16 protein-coding genes are annotated in these 18,642 nt (G+C 56.8%); 8 read left to right on the top strand and 8 right to left on the bottom strand.

Features of this window, described 5'->3' with window-relative positions:
• Window positions 1-17: 17 nt before the first annotated feature.
• Window positions 18-275, bottom strand: a complete 258-nt coding sequence (locus R5R33_RS07950; protein WP_318955487.1) for a hypothetical protein — start codon at window positions 273-275, stop codon at window positions 18-20.
• 1 nt (window position 276) lies between these two features.
• On the opposite strand from R5R33_RS07950, the gene pelA reads away from it, so the two are divergent.
• On the top strand, window positions 277-1,329 hold the full coding sequence (gene pelA, locus R5R33_RS07945; protein WP_318955486.1) for a pectate lyase: 1,053 nt from the start codon (window positions 277-279) through the stop codon (window positions 1,327-1,329).
• A gap of 243 nt (window positions 1,330-1,572) precedes the next feature.
• Window positions 1,573-1,776: a DUF2061 domain-containing protein gene (locus R5R33_RS07940; RefSeq protein WP_318955485.1), complete on the top strand. Its 204-nt coding sequence runs from the start codon at window positions 1,573-1,575 to the stop codon at window positions 1,774-1,776.
• Between the two features lie 23 nt (window positions 1,777-1,799).
• Here the strand turns inward: R5R33_RS07940 and R5R33_RS07935 are convergent, their stop codons facing one another.
• The 3 genes from R5R33_RS07935 to R5R33_RS07925 form a co-directional block, all read right to left on the bottom strand.
• Complete coding sequence (locus R5R33_RS07935; protein ID WP_318955484.1) at window positions 1,800-2,717, bottom strand: pirin family protein; 918 nt, start codon at window positions 2,715-2,717, stop codon at window positions 1,800-1,802.
• A 23-nt stretch (window positions 2,718-2,740) separates the two neighbouring features.
• Window positions 2,741-3,304 (bottom strand): NADPH-dependent FMN reductase, encoded by a 564-nt coding sequence (locus R5R33_RS07930; RefSeq protein WP_318955483.1) that lies wholly within the window; start codon window positions 3,302-3,304, stop codon window positions 2,741-2,743.
• A 78-nt stretch (window positions 3,305-3,382) separates the two neighbouring features.
• On the bottom strand, window positions 3,383-3,562 hold the full coding sequence (locus tag R5R33_RS07925; protein WP_318955482.1) for a hypothetical protein: 180 nt from the start codon (window positions 3,560-3,562) through the stop codon (window positions 3,383-3,385).
• A gap of 798 nt (window positions 3,563-4,360) precedes the next feature.
• On the opposite strand from R5R33_RS07925, the gene R5R33_RS07920 reads away from it, so the two are divergent.
• Window positions 4,361-5,314, top strand: coding sequence for a lipid A deacylase LpxR family protein (locus R5R33_RS07920; RefSeq protein ID WP_318955481.1), 954 nt, complete (start codon window positions 4,361-4,363; stop codon window positions 5,312-5,314).
• A gap of 53 nt (window positions 5,315-5,367) precedes the next feature.
• Here R5R33_RS07920 and R5R33_RS07915 read toward each other — a convergent pair whose 3' ends face one another.
• From R5R33_RS07915 to R5R33_RS07900, 4 genes are all read right to left on the bottom strand, one after another.
• The gene (locus R5R33_RS07915; protein WP_318955480.1) at window positions 5,368-6,231 is read right to left on the bottom strand and encodes a hypothetical protein; all 864 of its coding nucleotides are present in this window, start codon (window positions 6,229-6,231) and stop codon (window positions 5,368-5,370) included.
• 230 nt (window positions 6,232-6,461) lie between these two features.
• Window positions 6,462-7,589, bottom strand: a complete 1,128-nt coding sequence (locus R5R33_RS07910; RefSeq protein WP_318955479.1) for a serine hydrolase domain-containing protein — start codon at window positions 7,587-7,589, stop codon at window positions 6,462-6,464.
• A 27-nt stretch (window positions 7,590-7,616) separates the two neighbouring features.
• Complete coding sequence (locus R5R33_RS07905) at window positions 7,617-8,306, bottom strand: GntR family transcriptional regulator (RefSeq protein WP_318955478.1); 690 nt, start codon at window positions 8,304-8,306, stop codon at window positions 7,617-7,619.
• Between the two features lie 130 nt (window positions 8,307-8,436).
• A complete protein-coding gene (locus R5R33_RS07900; RefSeq protein ID WP_318955477.1) occupies window positions 8,437-8,997 on the bottom strand; it encodes a VOC family protein in 561 nt (186 codons plus the stop codon).
• Between the two features lie 206 nt (window positions 8,998-9,203).
• Between R5R33_RS07900 and R5R33_RS07895 the strand changes: the two genes are divergently transcribed.
• From R5R33_RS07895 to R5R33_RS07875, 5 genes are all read left to right on the top strand, one after another.
• On the top strand, window positions 9,204-10,610 hold the full coding sequence (locus tag R5R33_RS07895; protein WP_318955476.1) for a spinster family MFS transporter: 1,407 nt from the start codon (window positions 9,204-9,206) through the stop codon (window positions 10,608-10,610).
• Window positions 10,611-10,652: 42 nt separating this feature from the next.
• Window positions 10,653-12,836, top strand: coding sequence for an alpha-ketoacid dehydrogenase subunit alpha/beta (locus tag R5R33_RS07890; RefSeq protein ID WP_318955475.1), 2,184 nt, complete (start codon window positions 10,653-10,655; stop codon window positions 12,834-12,836).
• 348 nt (window positions 12,837-13,184) lie between these two features.
• Entirely contained in the window at window positions 13,185-16,172 is a 2,988-nt protein-coding gene (locus R5R33_RS07885) for a TonB-dependent receptor plug domain-containing protein (protein WP_318955474.1), read from the top strand.
• A 73-nt stretch (window positions 16,173-16,245) separates the two neighbouring features.
• Window positions 16,246-17,532 (top strand): dihydrolipoamide acetyltransferase family protein, encoded by a 1,287-nt coding sequence (locus R5R33_RS07880; RefSeq protein WP_318955473.1) that lies wholly within the window; start codon window positions 16,246-16,248, stop codon window positions 17,530-17,532.
• A 123-nt stretch (window positions 17,533-17,655) separates the two neighbouring features.
• Window positions 17,656-18,615 (top strand): extracellular catalytic domain type 1 short-chain-length polyhydroxyalkanoate depolymerase, encoded by a 960-nt coding sequence (locus R5R33_RS07875; protein ID WP_318955472.1) that lies wholly within the window; start codon window positions 17,656-17,658, stop codon window positions 18,613-18,615.
• The last annotated feature ends 27 nt before the right edge of the window (window positions 18,616-18,642 follow it).

Genomic DNA, 18,642 nt, shown 5'->3' with positions numbered 1-18,642 from the left:
CCTAAAAATTCTGTGTGTTACCGAGGGTTTTTCATGAAGTTATCAGCGGCATCGCTGGCTCTCACTGCATCCCTGCTGCTCACCGCGTGCGGCGGTGGCAATTCCGGTGAAACGATTCCGCCGGCGAATGGCGGCAGCAGTTCCTCAAGTTCCAGCTCTTCTTCCAGCAGCTCCTCGTCTTCCAGCAGTAGCTCCTCCGGCGGAAGTTCCAGCTCCTCCAGCAGCTCCTCTTCCTCCGGCGGCAGCTCCGGCTCGTCTTCCGGTGGCACAGACACTGTGTTGCTGCCGCAGACCGGCAACCCGATTTACGGCGAGCTGGATAACTACAAGTCGTGGAAAGGCAGTAGCCTGGCGGCCGACCAGACCCTGGCCGACAATATGATCACCTGGCAAATGCCGCACGGTGGTTTTTACAAGTTCGGTGTGTCCAAGTACGCGGCGCCGTGGGATGGCAGCAGCGCCCGTGCGGAATGGACCGGTGCGGATGGTGTCGAACTGGGCACCATCGACAACGATGCCACGGTTACCGAGTTGATGTTTCTGGCGGATGTCTACCAGCGCAGCAACGACAGCCGCTACCGCGACGCCGCGCGCGCTGCCCTCGAATTCCTGCTCACCATGCAGTACGAAAGCGGCGGCTGGCCGCAGGTCTATCCCGCGCGTACCGGTACCACTTATTCGAACCATGTCACCTTCAACGATGGCGCCATGGCCAGGGTGCTGATCCTGCTCGAACAGGCGCAGCGCCAGGAGGCGCCGCTGAATGGTGACCTTTTCACCGAGGATCAGCGCACGCGCATGGCGTCCGCCATCGACAAGGGCGTGGACTTTATTCTCAAGGCGCAGATCGAGCAGGCCGGTACCAAGACCGTCTGGTGTGCCCAGCATGACCCGGTGAGCTATGCACCGCGCGCGGCGCGCTCCTACGAACTGGAATCCAAGAGCGGCAAGGAATCCATGCTGGTCACTGCTTTCCTCATGTCGCAGCCGCAAACTGCTGAGGTGGAAGCCGGGGTGCGTGCAGCGCTGGCCTGGTATCGCAGTGAGGCGGTGAAACAGGTTGATACGGCTTATATCAAGCGATCCAGTGGCAGCAGCGACGACAGCTACAACCCGATTCAGGCCAAGGCCGGCAGTACCATGTGGTTCCGTTTTTACGACCTGGGTCAGGACGTCGGTTTCTTCAGTGGCCGCTCGGTCGCCGAGGGCGGCATGGGCAAGCAGTACGACATCATGGCCATCGAGGCAGAGCGCCGCTACGGCTACGAGTGGGGCGGTGATTACGGTACCCCGCTGATCAACTACGCCGACAGCGTGGGCTACTTTTAACGCGAACTTTCCGCACTCTCGCGGGGTGGGCACGCGCAGCGCGTGTCCGTCCTGCACATCTCCATCCCGTATTGGTCTCGCCAATCTGACTTAGCTTCTCCTTTTGCGGTTGCGCTCCCGCGATCAAATCATAGCCTTGTGCAATTACGGCTAAAGTTTCAATTGATTTCTCCATGTGAGAATCATTATCAATAATTCACCCATCAGATCGAGCGATCCGGAAAACCGGTGGAGGGTGACACAATGAAGAAGACGTGTAGTTTCGCGGTGATTCACATGGGGGTGGCGTTTACCGTGGGTTTTGTGATGACTGGTGACTTCTGGGTCGGAAGTGCGCTGGCGCTGGTGGAACCCGCCTGTAATACCGTGGCCTACTATTTCCACGAGAAGTGGTGGAGCCGCGGCCATCGGGATGAAACGGCGGCAACAGCCTGTATGGCGGGCTGAGCAGTTCTACGGGCTGGTTCGTGTCAGCGGGTGGGGTAGGGAATAAACTCCTCGCTATCCCCCGGCACGGCGTCGAAGCGCCTTGCCTGCCAGTCTTCGATAGCCTGGGCAATGCGCTCCTTGCTGCTGGAGACAAAGTTCCAGTCGATAAAGCGCTGGCCCAGCGGCTCGCCGCCGATAACCGCTATGCGGCACTCCTCTACGGCCTCCACTTCCACCCCTTGCTGATGCCGGAAAACGGCCAGGGCATATTGCGCTATCCGGGTGTCGCGCACATGCAGGGTGCCGCTGGCCACATAGACCGCGCGTTCGGGTGCATCCGGCAATGTCAGGCGCTGACCCGGCTGCAGGTGCGCTTCCACATACAGGGTCTCGGCAAAGGTTCTCACCGGCGAGTTACAACCGTAGGCGTTGCCCATCATCACCCGCAGCGGCACACCGTCGACTATAGAGGTGGGAATGTCGGCACCGGGGTAGTGATAAAACGCCGGCGCCACTTCCTCATCCGCGTCGGGCAGCGCGAGCCACAGCTGCAGGCCGTGCAGGCGGTGATCTGAGTTTCTCTGAGAGTCTGTTTCCCGCTCCGAATGCACAATGCCGCGCCCGGCCAGCATCAGGTTGATATCCCCGGGGCGAATGGCCTGCAGGCTGCCGAGGGAATCCCGGTGCAGGATTTCCCCTTCAAACAGATAGGTGACGGTGGCGATGCCGATATGCGGGTGCGGGCGCACATCAATGCCGTTGCCCGCAGGAAAATCCGCCGGTCCCATATGGTCGAAGAAAATCCAGGGGCCGACCATTTTGCGCTCGCGAGTGGGCAGAACCCGGCGCACAGAAAATCCGCCTAGATCCTTTTCCTGCGGTTCAATGATCAGTTCGAGTGCATCGCACCCTATTTCTACTTTGCACTCGGAAATGACCTCGGGAACCAGGTTGCTCATGAGCAGAATTCCAACTCGTGTAATTATTTTCGTTGCAGGCGTTGGGTCCATTCGCACAGTGCGGTGACCAACCTGCCAATATGCTCGCGGGTATCGTTATCGGCCAGCTTGCCGTCGCCGTCAAATTTCTTGTGCGCAAAAGAAATCATCACTTCCGGCTTATTTACAAAATGCGCATTGAGATAGATGAGGATACGTCGCAGGTCGTATTGCGCCCTGGCACCGCCAAATGCACTCATGCTGGCACTCATCACTGCCACCGGTTTATCCGCGAAAGGTTGCGGGTCCAGGCGCGATAGCCAGTCGATAGCGTTCTTCAGCACCCCGGACACCGAGTAGTTGTACTCTGGGGTTGAAAACAGGATGGCGTCTGCCGCCAGAACCTGGACACTCAATTTCTGCACCGGGTCCGGCACAGCCTTGTCGCGCTGGTCCTGGTTGTAGAGGGGAATATTGGAGAGGTCGGCAAAGGTGAAGGCCGCACTGTCCGCGGCCATTTCCTGCGCAATTTTCAGCGCGGCGCTGTTGAACGAACTATGACGCAGGCTGCCGGAGATGGCGAGAATGCTTAAAGGAGTGGATGCCATGGCTGCTTCCTGAAACGTGGTCAGTTTTGTCTGGATTTCAGGATAGCAGCGGGCTGGTAATCGGGAATCAGCGGGTGCTCAGTTATTCCCCAGCACAAAACAGCGTTCCAGATCCTTCGGATATCGCAGCCCCAGGTTTGCAGCGGCTTTGCCGGGTGTGTGCCGTTTGTCCTGCTGTTCCTGCTCGTGTTTCTGCTGTTCGGCAAGCAGCGCAGGTTTGGGGGAACTTTGGGGTTTTACCGACAAATGCGTATTCATGCTGGGACCTCTACTACTTATACGCTGCTGCTTGAATCCTTGCTGCTCTCTCGGTAACGCGGCTGGCTGGGAAAATCTCACTAATAGTCGGCGCGGTTACATTTCTAACTGTAGTGTAAAACTGGCGGATTTCGCCGCCTCCTGTGAACTTTGCGCGCAATTTGCAGTCGCCGTGAGACGCAGTGCAAATTTCCGTGAGCGAAGGTTCAAGCGGGTGCCGTGCGAGTGGATTTCCGCAGGTAACCGTAAAAAAGCCCCGCACATAGGATGCCAGACCAGAGCGGGCTGACGTCAAAAATGGATAGTCATCCCTATTAAATAGTCGGACAGATGCTTGATAAATATTTTTGATCTCGGCCAGAGATTTATTTGATTTCAACTATAAATTGGCGTCACCTATCTTTAACGCTGTTCTCAACATCCAGCCACGGAGAAAAGACCATGATCGATACCAAATCCAATCCAGCCAACAGCAGCGAGTTGGAATGCAACTACGCCGACAACTACTACGGTGACCAGATATGTGTAGTGAGAAAATCGTAACGGCGTTGGTTGTCGATTTATTCCTGAAAGCCGCGGATCGCGTGCGGGAGAATACTGTGTATCCCCGAAATTTTTCTGGAAATGGGAGTAAAGGAACCGGCGCGGAATAAAACGACGCCAACGGGAAAAATGCTGAACTTGGCGTAAGGCTCAACGTGGATTTCTGGCGAAACTAAAACGCCCGTCTAAAATCCATGCGTGAGAAAAATAACGCGAAATGGAACTTCGTTACTGTGGCAGAGCTGCGCCTGTTGGATGGGTGTTTGTGGGCTCGCCACTTTTAACAACCCGGCTGTTGCAGGCAATCTTTCCCTGCAGCTGGAAAACGATTCTTTTGACGGCGCCAGCGACGCGGATTACACCCAGGGAATGCGCCTGGCGTACACGTCGGATTCTCCTCCACAGTGGGCGACATCACTACTTCCCGAGCGCTATCGGGGCCGTGAAATAAGAGCCCAGTATTTTCTCGGACAGGCCATCTTTACCCCCTACGAAGTCTTTGAAACGGAGCTGCTGGAATACGACCGCCCCTATGCCGGCTGGTTGTACTTGGGCGCCGCGTTGCATTCGGTCAACCTGATTCCCGAATCCCAGCTGGCGACGGCAGAGCGATTTGAAATTTCCGCTGGTATTGTGGGGCCATCTTCCGGCGCCGAGCAGGCGCAAAAGTCACTACACCGTGTCATTCATACCTACGAAGTGAATGGTTGGGACAACCAGCTGCGAGACGAGCCGGCACTGATGTTGAGTTATGCGCGCAAATGGGCGCATATCCGCAACGTGGGAGATTCCGGGTTCAATGTTGAATTTTTCGGGACTCTGGGGGGGAATCTCGGCAATGTGAATACCGCGCTGGCGTCTGGCGTGGGCGTGCGTTTTGGCCGTGATCTGTATTCCACCGTTAGCGTCAGTGCGCTGTCGCCGGCCACTTCAGCACCGACCAGTGAATTGTCTGCCGGTGATGGCTGGTATCTGTTTTCGGATCTGCAGTTGCGCTATGTACATTGGGATATATTCCTCGACGGCAACACGTTCAAGGACAGCCATAGTGTGGAGAAGGAACCGACCGTCGGCGAGCTGCGCTTTGGGATGGTATTTTCCACCGGCCGCCTCCGCTGGAGCCTTTACCATGCACGGCGCTCGCAGGAGTTCGTGGATCAGTACGCGGATGTGCAGTTTTCCGCTATCGGACTGACCGCGTCCTTCTAAAAATCCGATATAAATTCCAGTGGATCAAGGTGACCTCAGGGTTAATGCTCTGGTCAGTTAGATTCCTGCGGATTTTTTTCGAACCAGCGCGCAAATACATTCTCCACCACGGGCACGATATTGATACCCACCATCCACTGCGGGCCGAATGCATCGGGGCGTTCGACGTAATAATTGAACTCCATGCCGAAGCGCCAGGGTGTTTTGCCGAAAATAAGTGTTTTGCTGACCGCCAGATTGATTGGCGTGGTCCAGGTTTCCGTGCGCCAGTTGTAGGTGGCGATTGGTGAACTGGCGATACTCCAGGCATTGCCCGGCAGGTACACCGCAATGGGTTGCAGGGTGGTGACGCTGATGTCCTCGTCCCCCCAGCCAGCCACATCCCACTGGTGGTTGGGGAAAAAACCGAGGATGTATTTTTTCGACATCTTGCCGATAAAAAGCTCGGGTCCGAGCGTCATCTGCCCGGAGCCGAGTTCGCTGACCGTGGCGGTAGGCAGACTGCCGGCGGCGCCGGCAGAAAAAATCAGTCCAGATTCGGATGTATGGCCGTAGGAAATATCGAAGCCGATATCCCCAAGGCCCAGTTCCTGGGTAAAACGCCCTTTGTCAGCATCGAATACCGGCTGGTCGAAAAATACCGGAAAGGCCGGGCGCAGGAAAAACATATCGCCGCCACCGAGCTTGATCGGGAACGAGGGTTGGAACAGCAGTTCATAGCCACGCTGGTTATCCGCGCCAGGCAGGCTGCCCTCAAACCAGCGGAACTGATTCTTGAAGGTCAGACGCGCGAGCGATGTATTGGGATTGGAGAGCTCGCGGCTGACTTCATTGGCGGAGCTGTCGTCATCTTCAGCGGCAGTGCACACGAAGATGGGAAAAAGCAGCAGAAATAGTACTCTGAGGCGCCTGTCCATTGCCGAAACTCTCCATCGTCCGCTGGCTTTGGCTTCCTCCGGATTTGTCTGGGAGGGCGTTGCAGGCAATAAGCATAGTAGGGTGTCAAGCGCGGCGTCGGACAGTCAATATATGGAGGCTGGCGTTTGTGTCAGAAAATCGGTGACAACGAGTCATGCTTGTCTCGCTGCCATCCCTTGGTATTTTCCGCATCGATAGTAGACATTTTCATCGCGCCGATGCAGTTAGATTATTTGATGGAGTCGTACACCGCTTTGACAATGGCGCGTGCGCGGGGGTCTCCATTCAGGGCTGAACCCATGCGGTTAACCACATAGGCAATACCGATACCGTTTTCAGGGTCCGCACAAGCAAAGCTGCCGCCCCAACCGCTGTGACCAAAAGCTTGGGGATTGGGGCCGTAAATGCCGGTCGTGTTTAATGCCATACCTGCGGCCCACTGGCGTTCACCGAGCATCTCATCGTAACAACCACCTCTAGGGCGCCGCATTTCATCTATGGCATTTGGACTGAGTAGAGTGATGCTCTCCAGCATTCCATCGTTCGCCAGCGCGGCATAGATACGGGCGACGCTATCGGCGGTAGCATGAATATTTACCGCTGGAATTTCTGCATTGCGCCATTCACGGCGGTTGGCATTGGCGGCATCCGGAATTGGATTGGATGCTGCGTAATGTGCAATCTCATTCAGCGTTATCGGGTTTTTATCCGGCTGCGGTGGAACAATTTCCGCAACATCTTGTATGCGATCGAGATATACCCCAAGTGACAGATCAAGTTCCAGTGGCGCGGCAATAGCGCTGTGAATATATTCCCGTGGCGTATTGCCTGTTACACGCCGGATCAGTTCACCGGTGAGCCAGCCAAATGTCATGCCATGGTAGGATGCTGCCGAACCCGGTTGCCACAATGGTGCCTGGGCGGCGAGACGTTGCGTGATTCGATCCCAATGAAACAGGTCTTCCGTCGAGGTGAGGGCGGCGAATCCATTGAGACCGGAACTGTGCGAAAGTATCTGGTTTAGGGTGATGCCTTGTTTTCCGGCCTGTCCGAATTCTGGCCACCAGATTGCCACCGGCGCGTTGTAATCCAGAAGGCCTTGATCCACCAGCTGCGCAATGGCAACAGCCATTACCCCCTTGCTGGCGGACCATATGTTGACGATGCTGCGCTCTGTCCAGGGGTGTAGCCGATCTGGGTCCTGGTAGCCGCCGTAGAGGTCAACAACTTTTTTGCCATGCCTGTAAACGGCTAGTGCCGCACCCAGCTCCTGGAATTCGTCGTCGCGCTCGAAATGAGAAGCAAACAGCTGTTTAACCGCTGCAAACTCCGGCGATAAAGTGCGTTCAACAATCACGGCCGGCTCCATTAATGAGGGTTTTTATTATTTTTCGTTAAACACTTCCGAGTGTTCTTCCAGCTTGATGCGGGTGCGACGAATATGTTCGTGCAGCATTTGGCTTGCGCCCTCGGAATCCCGGCGCCGCAATGCTTCGATCATCAGGCGGTGTTCTGCATGGATCACCCAAGCGCCTTCGTTACCGATGATTTCGGTAAAGGCACGGCGGTACTGCTGGGTGGTGTTCCAAAAGCGGTGCACCATCTCATTCAACAGGTCCATATTGGAGGCGCGGTAACTGGCGAGGTGAAATTCGCGATCAAGTTTCAGGAAGGTTTCCGTATCCTGTGCGACCTCCATCTGTTCCACCAAATCCTGCAAATGGTTAATGTCTTCATCGGTCATTTTCTTGGCGGATTCACTCAGCGCAAGCGGTTCAATGCGCTCGCGAATTTTGTAAATTTCAACACACTCGTCGAAATCCAGTTTGGCGACCCAGGCGCCGCTACTGGGTTTTAGTACCACCAGGCCATCGCTCTCGAGGCGATTGAGCGCATCGCGTACCGGGATGCGGCTGGTACCAAAACGTTCCGCCAGTGACTCCTGTGAAATGCGGCTGCCCGGGGGCAATTCATTGGACAGGATAAGATCCCGAATCTGTTCGGTAACGCGGTGACCGACGAGCGCACTGTCAGAGGTTTTCTTTGTGCGTTTTTTGTTGGCTACGCTTTCCAAGTTTTAGGACCTGTTCAGTTGATTCGCGTGTTTCCCGCAAACAGTCGCAGGGTTGCGCGCCTGGTAATGCGGGAAAATTAAATTGGAGTTACCCAGGGCAAGAGGGCGGGTCCACTGTGGAGTCTGGAACTTACGCCTCGGGGGTTGCGGGGTGCCATAAATGGCGCTCGCTGAGTTTCTCATAGCCCTTTCCGTTTGGAAAGCTGACCAATTCCAGCTGCATGCCCCAGGGGGTAAGGAAATACACCCATGTTTGCCCGGCGCTCGCACCTTCTGCCCTCACTACCGGCTCACCGAGAATGGTAACGTTCTGTTGGCGCAAATATTCCAGAGCGGTATCAAAATCGTCGACGTAAAACGCGAGATGGTGTCCGCCCACATCGCAGTTACGCGGTGGTTCCATCTTCTGGTCCGGGGCCTGGTACTCGAATAATTCGAAATTGGGGCCGTGGCCACAGCGGAAAAACCTCAGGCTCTTGATTTGCGAACGGGCCGGCACGTTGAGCTGCCGTGTCATCCAGTCGCCGCTGTCATCGCCCATTGGGCCCAGTTCATAAATCTGTTCACAGCCAATGATATCGACAAAGAAGCGGCTCGCTGCCTCGATATCGGGCACGGTAAAACCGATGTGTTCCGTGCCGCGTAGCCCGGGTAACCCGCGGCGCTCCAGTACAGTGGTCTGTGTTTTCATGGTTTTTCGCTCAATCGTATACAATCGTTTGCTTGCTCGGATGATTTAAGCGTTTAAATCACCTAAATGCAAGGTTTTGCTTTTCAATTGTATACGATTGCTTGACAGCAGGCGCCGGCCTGTGAGACTTATAGTGTCGTGTGTTTAGGGCCCCGGTAGCAGATCATAAAAACAGCCGGTGGTTTTCCAGTCGATGAGAGGTGCACATGTCCGAAATCACCGGTAATCCTGCCGTCATGCCCGAGGTCGAAGAGAAAGCAAACAGCCGCCGCAAAACCATGCTGGTGCTACTGCTGCTGATTTACACCAGCAATTTCGTGGATCGTTCGATCCTGGCCACACTCGGCCAGGCCATCAAAATCGACCTGCAGATCAGTGATGCCCAGTTGGGGTTATTGCAGGGGCTGGCCTTCGCACTCTTCTATACCGCCCTCGGGATTCCACTTGCGCGCTTGTCTGAACGGGTCAATCGGGTCACGCTTATTTCTGTGTGCTTGACGGTCTGGTCGGCGATGACGGCCCTTTGCGGCGCCGCGCAAAATTTTTTCCAGCTATTTCTGGCCCGGGTCGGGGTGGGTATCGGTGAGGCGGGATGCACGCCTCCGGCGCATTCATTGATTTCCGATATGTACGGTGCCAAGCAGCGCGCTACGGCACTGGCGGTGTACTCCATTGGTATACCGCTGGGTGTGATGATCGGTGCGGTAAGCGGCGGCTGGCTCACCGAAAATTTCAATTGGCGCGTGGCGATGGTGGTGGTTGGGCTGCCAGGTGTATTGCTGGCACTGATATTCCAGCTGGTGGCACGCGAGCCGGTGCGTGGCAGTGCAGATCAATCGGTTGCTGCGGCGAAAGAAGCGCCGCCGTCTATTGGTGAAACAGCGCGGCACTTGTTTGGCAATAAAGCGTTTTTTCACATCACCATCGGTGCGACGCTGGTTGGCTTTGTCGGTTACGGTACCGGCACCTTTGCCCAGGTTTTTTTCATCCGTATGTTCGACCTCGGCTACGCCGAACTCGGCCTCGCATTTGGCCTGATCGGCGGCGTGTCTGCCGGTATCGGTACGGTGCTTGGCGGCGTGCTGAGTGACTGGTCTGGCAAGCGACATCTCAGCTGGTATGCCCTGCTGCCGGCGATCGGGTTATTGATCGCAACTCCCGCCTATATTTTTGCCTTCACCCGCGACAGCTGGATGTTCGCCGTGTGGTGCATGCTGATTCCCGGTCTTTTCCACTACGCGTATATCGGCCCGACGCTGGGGGTTATGCACAACCTGGCAACGCCGCGCATGCGTGCGACCGCCACTGCGCTGTTCTTTGTGGTGGTGAACCTGGTCGGTCTTGGTATCGGCCCTTATTTCACCGGGCTCGTGATTGATTTTGCCACCCAGGCACAGTTTTCCGGTTTGGGTTTTGGCGACTTCATTTCCAGCTGCCCGGGTGGCATAGCGCCACAGGATGCCACTGGCGCTCTGCGCGAGGCCTGCCATGACGCCAGTGCCATAGGTACCAGAAATGGCATTGTGATGGTGTTACTTATCTTTATCTGGGCGGCTGCTCACTATTTTATCGCCGCCCGCCATATGGGTTGGAGCAAGAAAAACATCGCTTAATCAAAGCGCACGAATTGCAGGAATCAAGTACGGATTTAAACAATGCCAACTGATAAAAAGCTAAAAATAAAATCACCCTGGATTGAACTGGCAACCACGGAATCGGACTGGTCAGAGGCAAACCCGGTGTTGCTCGAGAGCATGCTGAGTTCCATGGTGCTTATTCGCGCGTTCGAGGAAAAAGTGTTGGCGCTTGCCGGCGCCGGCCTGGTGCACGGCCCGGCGCATTCGGCAATCGGACAGGAAGGCGGTGCGGTGGGCTCTGCACTGGCCATGGTGGCGGGTGACCAGATCAACGGTTCACACCGCGCGCACCATCAGTTTCTCGCCAAGTCCCTGCACTTCATTCGTCCGGAAGGCATTTCCCCGCGACAGGCGTTTGCTGAAGATATCCGCGAAGTGGTGCATCACACACTGGCGGAAATCATGGGGTTGTCGCAGGGGTACTGCAAAGGGCGCGGCGGCTCCATGCATCTGCGCTGGCAGGAAGCGGGCAACCTCGGTACCAATGCCATTGTCGGCGGCGGTGTTCCATTTGCTGCGGGCTCTGCGTGGGCACACCGTCACTCACAAAACGGCAATGCTGTGTTTACTTACTTCGGTGACGGTGCTGTGAATATCGGCTCGGTACTGGAAACCATGAACCTGGCAGCGGCGTGGAAGTTGCCGGTGTGTTTCTTTATCGAGAACAACCGCTATGCGGTGTCCACAACCGTGGAAGAGTCTACCGCGGAAACCCGGCTGTCTTCCCGCGGCAGTGCATTTGGTATCCCCTCGTGGCGCATCGACGGCATGGATCCTCTCGCCGTGTACCAGGCCTCGCAGCAGGCGCTGACGGTGATGCGTTCCGGTGGTGGCCCGGCGATTATTGAGGCCGATGTCTACCGCTACTTCCATCAGAGCGGTCCTCTGCCGGGTAGCGCTTTTGGCTACCGTTCGAAGTCCGAAGAGGAGGCGTGGCGCGCGCGCGACCCGATCGATCGAGTGGAGGTGGAATTGATCGGGCGAGGCCTGGTGAGCGCAGATGAATGCGCCGAGCTGCGCCGACGTGCGTCGCAACTGATGGACGACGTCGCCGAAGAGTTTCTCGAGCGCGCAGATGGTAAAGCGCGCATTAAACCGGAGTTGTGGCCGTCCCCGGATTTCCGCGACTACGGTATTCGCGGTGACTTGTCCGAGCTGCAGGGTGTGCGCACCGAAGAGCTGGAAACGTTTTCCGGCAAGGTGGTGGACGGGCGATTCGTCGATGTAGTGGCCGACGTGATGATGCGCCGGATGCAGGAAGATGAGCGCATCGTGGTGATGGGCGAGGACGTGCACCGGCTTAAGGGCGGAACCAACGGTGCGACCCGCGGTTTGTCCGACGCCTTTCCCGAGCGCGTGCTGGGTACGCCGATTTCCGAAAATGCCTTCGTTGGCCTCGCCGGCGGATTGGCGGCAGACGGTCGCTATGTGCCGGTGGTGGAATTCATGTATCCGGATTTTATGTGGGTAGCGGCGGACCAGGTGTTCAACCAGATTGCCAAGGCCCGCCATATGTTCGGTGGTGAAAATGCTATGCCGCTGGTGCTGCGCACCAAGGTGGCGATGGGGACCGGTTACGGTTCGCAGCATTGTATGGATCCCGCGGGCATTTTTGCTACTTCAGTGGGTTGGCGGATCGTAGCGCCGTCAACACCGTTTGATTATGTGGGCCTGATGAACAGCGCACTTAAATGCAAGGATCCTGTGTTGGTCATTGAACACGTGGATCTGTACAGCGCGCGCGGCCCGGCGCCGGAAGATGACCTCGATTATTTCATCCCCCTCGGCAAGGCCAGGGTGGTGCGTCACGGCGCGGCGATGACGATTCTCACCTACCTGTCGATGGTACAGGTGGTGAGTGACGCAGTGGAGCGCCTGGGCATCGATGCCGAGGTCATCGACCTGCGCAGTCTGGACCGCGCCGGGCTCGACTGGGACACCATCGGCGCCTCCATCGAAAAAACCGGCAATGTACTGATTGTGGAGCAGGGGTCGATCGGCACTTCCTACGGGGGCTTCCTTGCCGACCAGATTCAGAGCCGTTATTTCGATCTGCTGGATGCGCCGATCCAGCGTGTGCATGGCGGTGAGGCAAGCCCCAGTGTATCCAAAGTGCTGGAGCAGGCTTCCTGCGCTGCCGCTGCCGATGTGGAGCGCGGTATACGATCGCTACTGGCGGAGCGCGCACTGGAGCTGTGCTGAAGCCTGCGTGTGAAAGTCCGGGACGGATCCCCGGACTTTCGTAGTGCGCACTAGATCGATATTCCACAAAACAGAGCCTTGGCCACTTCTCGTGAGGTGAGCACGGCTGTGTGCGGGAAATTTTTCCAACCCGAATGAATGTATCCAATCGCGTCTATTGGCAGGTGTTTTTGGCGCTAAGTTTGCGGTTTTTACACCAGTAGAAAAATGATTGTATCCAATTGCTTGACAGTCGCGGTTGGGGTGTGAGACACATAGGCCCTGCAAAAAGTTTGCATGGTGCAGTACTCGAATAATAAACAGCCGGATAGCACCGGCCACCAAAGAGGGACTGATATGAATCGGTGGATGCAGAGATCAAAACTGGCTCAGGCGATCAAAATTGGCAGCGCTGTGATGGCGGCTTCCATGGCGGTGCCTGCCCTGAGTGAAGATTTGGAAAGCGAGCGCGCAGTGCAGGCGGTCGCAAGCCCTCAAAGCGATGATCAGAGAATTACCGAAGAAGTGACTGTAACCGGCTCCTACATCGGCGGTACGCCGGAGGATGCCGCGCTGCCGGTTACCGTGATCGATGCCGAGGAACTCAAACTGCGCGGTTCGCCAACCGTGCTGGATATCATCAAGTCCATGACCATGAGTGGTCCGGTGATGGGGGATACCAACCAGTTCCCCGCCGCCAACCAGGGCCGTATCGGCGGTGGTTCCATCAACCTGCGCGGTCTCGGCCCCGAGCGCACGCTGGTGCTGCTGAACGGCCGCCGCTTCCAGTACGGCCAGGTGGATACCAATATGCTGCCCTTGGCGGCGATCGGCCGGGTCGAGGTGCTGAAAGACGGCGCCGCAGCAACTTACGGTTCTGACGCCATCGGTGGTGTGGCCAACTTTGTAACCCGCACCGATCTCGACGGCTTTGATGTTTCTGCGGATTACCGCGCAGTCGATGGTTCCGACGGTGATACTACTTTTTCCGCGGCTTATGGCTGGAGCGGAGAAAAGGGCAACGTGCTGATCTCCGCCGGTTATCAGCAGCGCTCCGAACTATCCATGCTCGAGCGTGACTGGTCCTTTCAGCCTCGGGATATCAACCCTACAAGTTACTCTACGCTCGGCAATCCCGGCATCATTCTGCCGCTGACATCGTCCTTCACACCCAGCGGTCCAGGTCTGACCCGCGATGCAAATTGCGGCGCGCTCGGCGGCGAAGACGGATATTTCGCGATTTATCCCGTGTGCTATTTCCCGTTCGGTTCTGCTTTGAACCTGGTGGAAGAGGAAGAGCGCTATCAGGTTTACGCCGAAGCCAATTACAATTTTTCCGACACTACCCGTTTCCATTTCGAAACGCTGTACTCTTCGAACGATACACCGGCGTTGCGTTCATCTCCAAGCTACCCGCCGCTGCAGGGTCCGTTTGGACCCGGTAGTGTCGGGGTTTTTTCCACCCCGATTTCCAACCCCGGTGCGGTCACCGCGCTTGAACAGGCTGGATACACGCCACAACAGATTGCAGACACCAGCCTTGTCGGTCTCACTTTCTGGAGACCGTTTGCACTGAGCGGAAATCCCAACGACGGCGGCGCTGGTGGTGCGGCTTCCCAGCGGGAATATGAGCTGCTGCGTATATCTGCTGGTCTCGATGGAGATATTGGCGACGACTTCCACTGGCAGTTCAGTACTACCTACGTGCAGGACAACGCCTTCGCTCGCACCCCCGATATCCTGATCAACCGCCTGCAAAGTGCACTGAACGGTTTCGGTGGTCCGAACTGCTCCGGTACCACGCCGGGCGCCAATGGTTGTGAATATTTCAATCCCTTCTCCAACGCGGTTGCCGCCAATCCGGCTACCGGCGCGGAGAACCCGGGTTACGTCAGTGCCAATGCGAACAGTAATGCCCTGAACGCCTGGCTGTTCGACGACGTACTGCAGGAGTCGCAGTCCGATTACTGGGTGGTGGATGCGGTGGTGAGCGGCGCAACCGGATTTGAGCTTTCCGGTGGTGAAGTCGAATATGCGGTAGGTGGTCAGTACCGCGGCCTGGATTACGCCTACGATCCACTCAATGACAGCTCCAACGCGCTCATTACCCCCTGCCCGACACCGGGACAGACAAATTGTGCATTCCCCACTGGCCCATTCATCTTCCAGGGGCAAACGGTGCCGAGCCGTTTGGATGAGAACGTTTATGCCGCGTTCGCGGAACTGAGCCTGCCGCTCACCGACGACATCAATGTTCAGGCGGCGATCCGCTTTGAAGACTACGGCGGCCAGACCGGTTCCACCACCAACCCGAAAATATCTGCCAAGTGGCAGGCGAACGACTGGCTGGCCCTGCGTGGCTCCGCCGGTACCACCTTCCGCGGCCCGACCCCTGGCAACCGTGCCAACAGCGGCCGCACCGGGCTGACCGGTATCGCGGCTGCAGGCAACGCGTTCAAGTCCGTCGACCAGTTCGGCAACCCTGCGGTAGGCCCGGAGCAGGCGTTTACCTATAACGTCGGTGCCCTGTTCAGTACCGATAGCATGACCGCCAGTATTGATTACTGGACCTACGAACTCGAAGACCAGATTCTCAGTGTGCCGGCCAACATCATTGCCACCGGTGTGGCGGGTGTGGGCAGCGGTACCCAGTTTGTCGACTGCTCGCACTCGCTGCGTGACCTGATCACCTTTGCCAACAACAACACCTGTGAACAGGGCGTAACCGTGGCAAATGACATTCAGCGCGTGCGTTCGGATGTGACCAACGGCCCGACGGTGAATACCTCCGGCATCGACGCCAGCGTCAACTATCGCTTTGACGGCATTGCCGGTGGCGCGCTGGAGTTGAGCAGCACACTGAGCTACATCCTGGAATACGACCAGAGCGACTTTGTGTACGCCGGTGTAACGGTATCCGAGGCCTATGATGCGGCGGGCTTTGCCAACTACGACCGCTTCCCTGGCTCGATCCCTGAATTGCGTGCGATGACCTACGCACAATATGAGCATGGCGATCACATCCTGCGTGCAACCTACAGCTACATCGATGGCGTCACCGATAACCGTGGGCCGACAGTAACTCAGACTGGCGTCAATCCGATGGGTTGTAGCGTGGCAACTGCAACAGCGGACGGCTGCACACTGATTGACTTCGGTCAGCCGGTGGAAGCGTTCAAGACGCTGGATCTGAACTACACGCTGCAGCTGCAACCCTGGGATACCACGCTGTCGTTCGCGGTGATGAACGCGCTGGATACCAATCCGCCCGAGGCCCGTCTCGAGCTCAGCTATGACCCATCCATAGCGAGCCCTTACGGTCGAACCTTCAAGTTTGCAGTTCGCAAACAATTCTGATGACGTCGGGCCCGGAATGCCGGGCCCCGACTTCCCGCACAACGTTCAATAACAGAAAAGATTCAGGTGGCGCATGGCAACTGAGGTAATTCTTGTAAGCGCTGGAGCTACGCCGACCGAGTGCAGTGTCTCCGAGTGGTATGTTTCCGACGGGCAGCCCGTCAGTGCCGGCGATCCGTTGTTTTGCATGGAAACCGACAAAGTAAATATTGATGTCGATGCGCAAACCGACGGTATTGTCCGCCATCTGGCAAAAGAGGGCGAAATGAAAATGTCCGGCGATCTCGTCGGTTATATTCTGGCCCCGGGCGAGAGCGACCCATCCGCGCCGTGCGCCGGTGCTGAAATAGCGGCGAGCAGCCAGCCGGCGAGCGGGCTTGTGGGCGAGACTGCGGCAATTACGGATCTGGATCGCAATCTGATGCATGACCGGGTCCGCTCTACACCTGCCGCACGCAAACTCGCAAGGGAAAAAGGGGTGGATTTCCGCAGTCTGAACGGTTCGGGCCCTGCCGGCCGTGTGATCAAATCTGATGTGCAACAGGCGCTGGCCAACGTTCCCGCCGAGAAAAATAGTGCGGCACCGGTAACACCGGATACCGCCAGTATGGCCGCGCCCTCGCGCAGCGCGCAGGGCTGGCAATACACGGATCAGCCCGTATCCCCACGCAGTGGGAGTGAAAGCATTCCACTCACCGCGATGCGCAAAACCATTGCCCGGCGTATGGTGAGTAGCCTGCAGAACAATGCTCAGCTCAGTATGGACATGGAATTCATCGCGGATGAAACCGTAAAGCTGCGCTCTGCACTGATCGAAGAGTGGCAGGAAGAAAATATCCGCCCCGGCTATACCGACCTGATTATCAAGGCGGTCGCCAAGGCACTGCGCAAGTACCCATTGATGAACGGACGCTACAGCGAAAACGAAATTGTCATGAATGGTGCCGTGAATATCGGCGTGGCAGTAGCTCTGGAGGACGGCCTGGTTGTACCGGTGGTGCACAATGCCGACAAACTCAGCATCCGCGAAATATCACTCGAGGTGTCGCGGTTGGCAGAGGCCGCCCGCACCGGCACCCTGACTGCCGCGGATATGGCCGATGGAACATTTACCGTGAGTACGCTCGGTGTCTACGGCGTGCAGTCGTTTACCCCGATCATCAACGAACCGCAGGTAGGTATTCTGGGGGTGAACCGGATGTATGACGGGATGGAGTGGGACGGCAATACACCGGTGAAGAAAAAGAAAATGAACCTGTCACTTACCTGGGATCACCGGGTACTCGATGGTGTGCCCGCGGCACAATTCCTGTCTGAAACCTGCAAGCTGTTGCAGAGCCCGCACCGCTTACTGGTTTGATCAAATCGCGGCGCCGGGGTGGTGTTACAGCCCGGCGTCGGCTTTGCATTTTTGATTGTGACGACCGGTTGCCGATAAAGGGAGGTCAGCAGGTTCTGCATACCGAACCACTGGAGAATAATAATGAAAAGGTTAAACCTTTCACTGTTCCTGGCGATGTTCCTTTCCCTCCCGGTTGTAAAAGCGCTGTCCACAGACCTTACAGAGGTCACGGGTTTTGGCAGCAATCCGGGGAACCTGCAATTGTTCCAGTATGTTCCAGCGGATATGCCGGCAGGTTCGCCGCTGGTGGTGGTGGCACACGGCTGTACCCAAACCGCGCAGGGATTTGCCGATACATCGGGCTGGATCCAGTTGGCGAACACTTACGACTTTGCCTTGATATTTCCCCAGACCTCAACTGCCAACGAGCCGCTCGCGGGCTGCTTTCGAACCTGGGAGCCTGCGCACCAGGAACGCGGCAGTGGCGAGCCGCTTTCCGTCAAACAGATGATCGATTACATGGTGTCGCAATATGCTCTGTCGCCAGCAAAAGTTTTTATGACGGGTATGTCGTCAGGGGGGCATCTTACCAATGTCATGCTGGCCACTTATCCAGATGCGATCGCCGCCGGCGCACCACAGTCCAGTTTTCCATACAAGTGCGCCATGCAACTTAAGGACCTTGCGAGCTGCAGTAATGGCAGTAAAAACCTGACCGCATTGCAATGGGGGGATCTGGCACGCAGCGGTTACCCCGACTATAACGGCGCCCGTCCGCGTGTTCAGATTTGGCATGGCAGTGTTGATCCTCTGATTTATCCGTCCACTCAGCATGAGCAGCTGGAGCAGTGGGCCAGTGTGCACGGCATCGACGTGATCGCGGATTCTGATGAGAAGCTAGTTGGGCATCCTCGCAATTTTTACAACACAGACGCGGGGGGAAATCGGGTACAGACCGTAACGATCCAGGGGCTGGGGCACGCCATTGCGGTGGATCCAGGCTCCGATGCTGGGCAATGCGGAGCGACCGGTGCCTACGCGGAAGATGTCAATATCTGCGCTGCCTACTGGATTGGCAACTTCTTTGGGGTGACGCAATGATTTGTGATACCCGCAAGGGTTCGGCTG

The organism is Microbulbifer pacificus, from assembly GCF_033723955.1.
GTDB classification, from domain to species: Bacteria; Pseudomonadota; Gammaproteobacteria; order Pseudomonadales; family Cellvibrionaceae; genus Microbulbifer; species Microbulbifer pacificus.
Note: the sequence above shows the minus strand (reverse complement) of the source record. Positions and strands in the feature narration are given on the sequence as shown.

What these genes read in the sequence shown, in the direction of transcription:
- R5R33_RS07900 (WP_318955477.1), bottom strand. Translation starts at nt 8,997, where the DNA reads ATGAAAACACAGACCACTGTACTGGAGCGCCGCGGGTTACCCGGGCTA.
- R5R33_RS07935 (WP_318955484.1), bottom strand. Translation starts at nt 2,717, where the DNA reads ATGAGCAACCTGGTTCCCGAGGTCATTTCCGAGTGCAAAGTAGAAATA.
- R5R33_RS07875 (WP_318955472.1), top strand. Translation starts at nt 17,656, where the DNA reads ATGAAAAGGTTAAACCTTTCACTGTTCCTGGCGATGTTCCTTTCCCTC.
- R5R33_RS07920 (WP_318955481.1), top strand. Translation starts at nt 4,361, where the DNA reads ATGGGTGTTTGTGGGCTCGCCACTTTTAACAACCCGGCTGTTGCAGGC.
- R5R33_RS07895 (WP_318955476.1), top strand. Translation starts at nt 9,204, where the DNA reads ATGTCCGAAATCACCGGTAATCCTGCCGTCATGCCCGAGGTCGAAGAG.
- R5R33_RS07915 (WP_318955480.1), bottom strand. Translation starts at nt 6,231, where the DNA reads ATGGACAGGCGCCTCAGAGTACTATTTCTGCTGCTTTTTCCCATCTTC.
- R5R33_RS07940 (WP_318955485.1), top strand. Translation starts at nt 1,573, where the DNA reads ATGAAGAAGACGTGTAGTTTCGCGGTGATTCACATGGGGGTGGCGTTT.
- R5R33_RS07930 (WP_318955483.1), bottom strand. Translation starts at nt 3,304, where the DNA reads ATGGCATCCACTCCTTTAAGCATTCTCGCCATCTCCGGCAGCCTGCGT.
- R5R33_RS07890 (WP_318955475.1), top strand. Translation starts at nt 10,653, where the DNA reads ATGCCAACTGATAAAAAGCTAAAAATAAAATCACCCTGGATTGAACTG.
- R5R33_RS07925 (WP_318955482.1), bottom strand. Translation starts at nt 3,562, where the DNA reads ATGAATACGCATTTGTCGGTAAAACCCCAAAGTTCCCCCAAACCTGCG.
- R5R33_RS07885 (WP_318955474.1), top strand. Translation starts at nt 13,185, where the DNA reads ATGCAGAGATCAAAACTGGCTCAGGCGATCAAAATTGGCAGCGCTGTG.
- R5R33_RS07880 (WP_318955473.1), top strand. Translation starts at nt 16,246, where the DNA reads ATGGCAACTGAGGTAATTCTTGTAAGCGCTGGAGCTACGCCGACCGAG.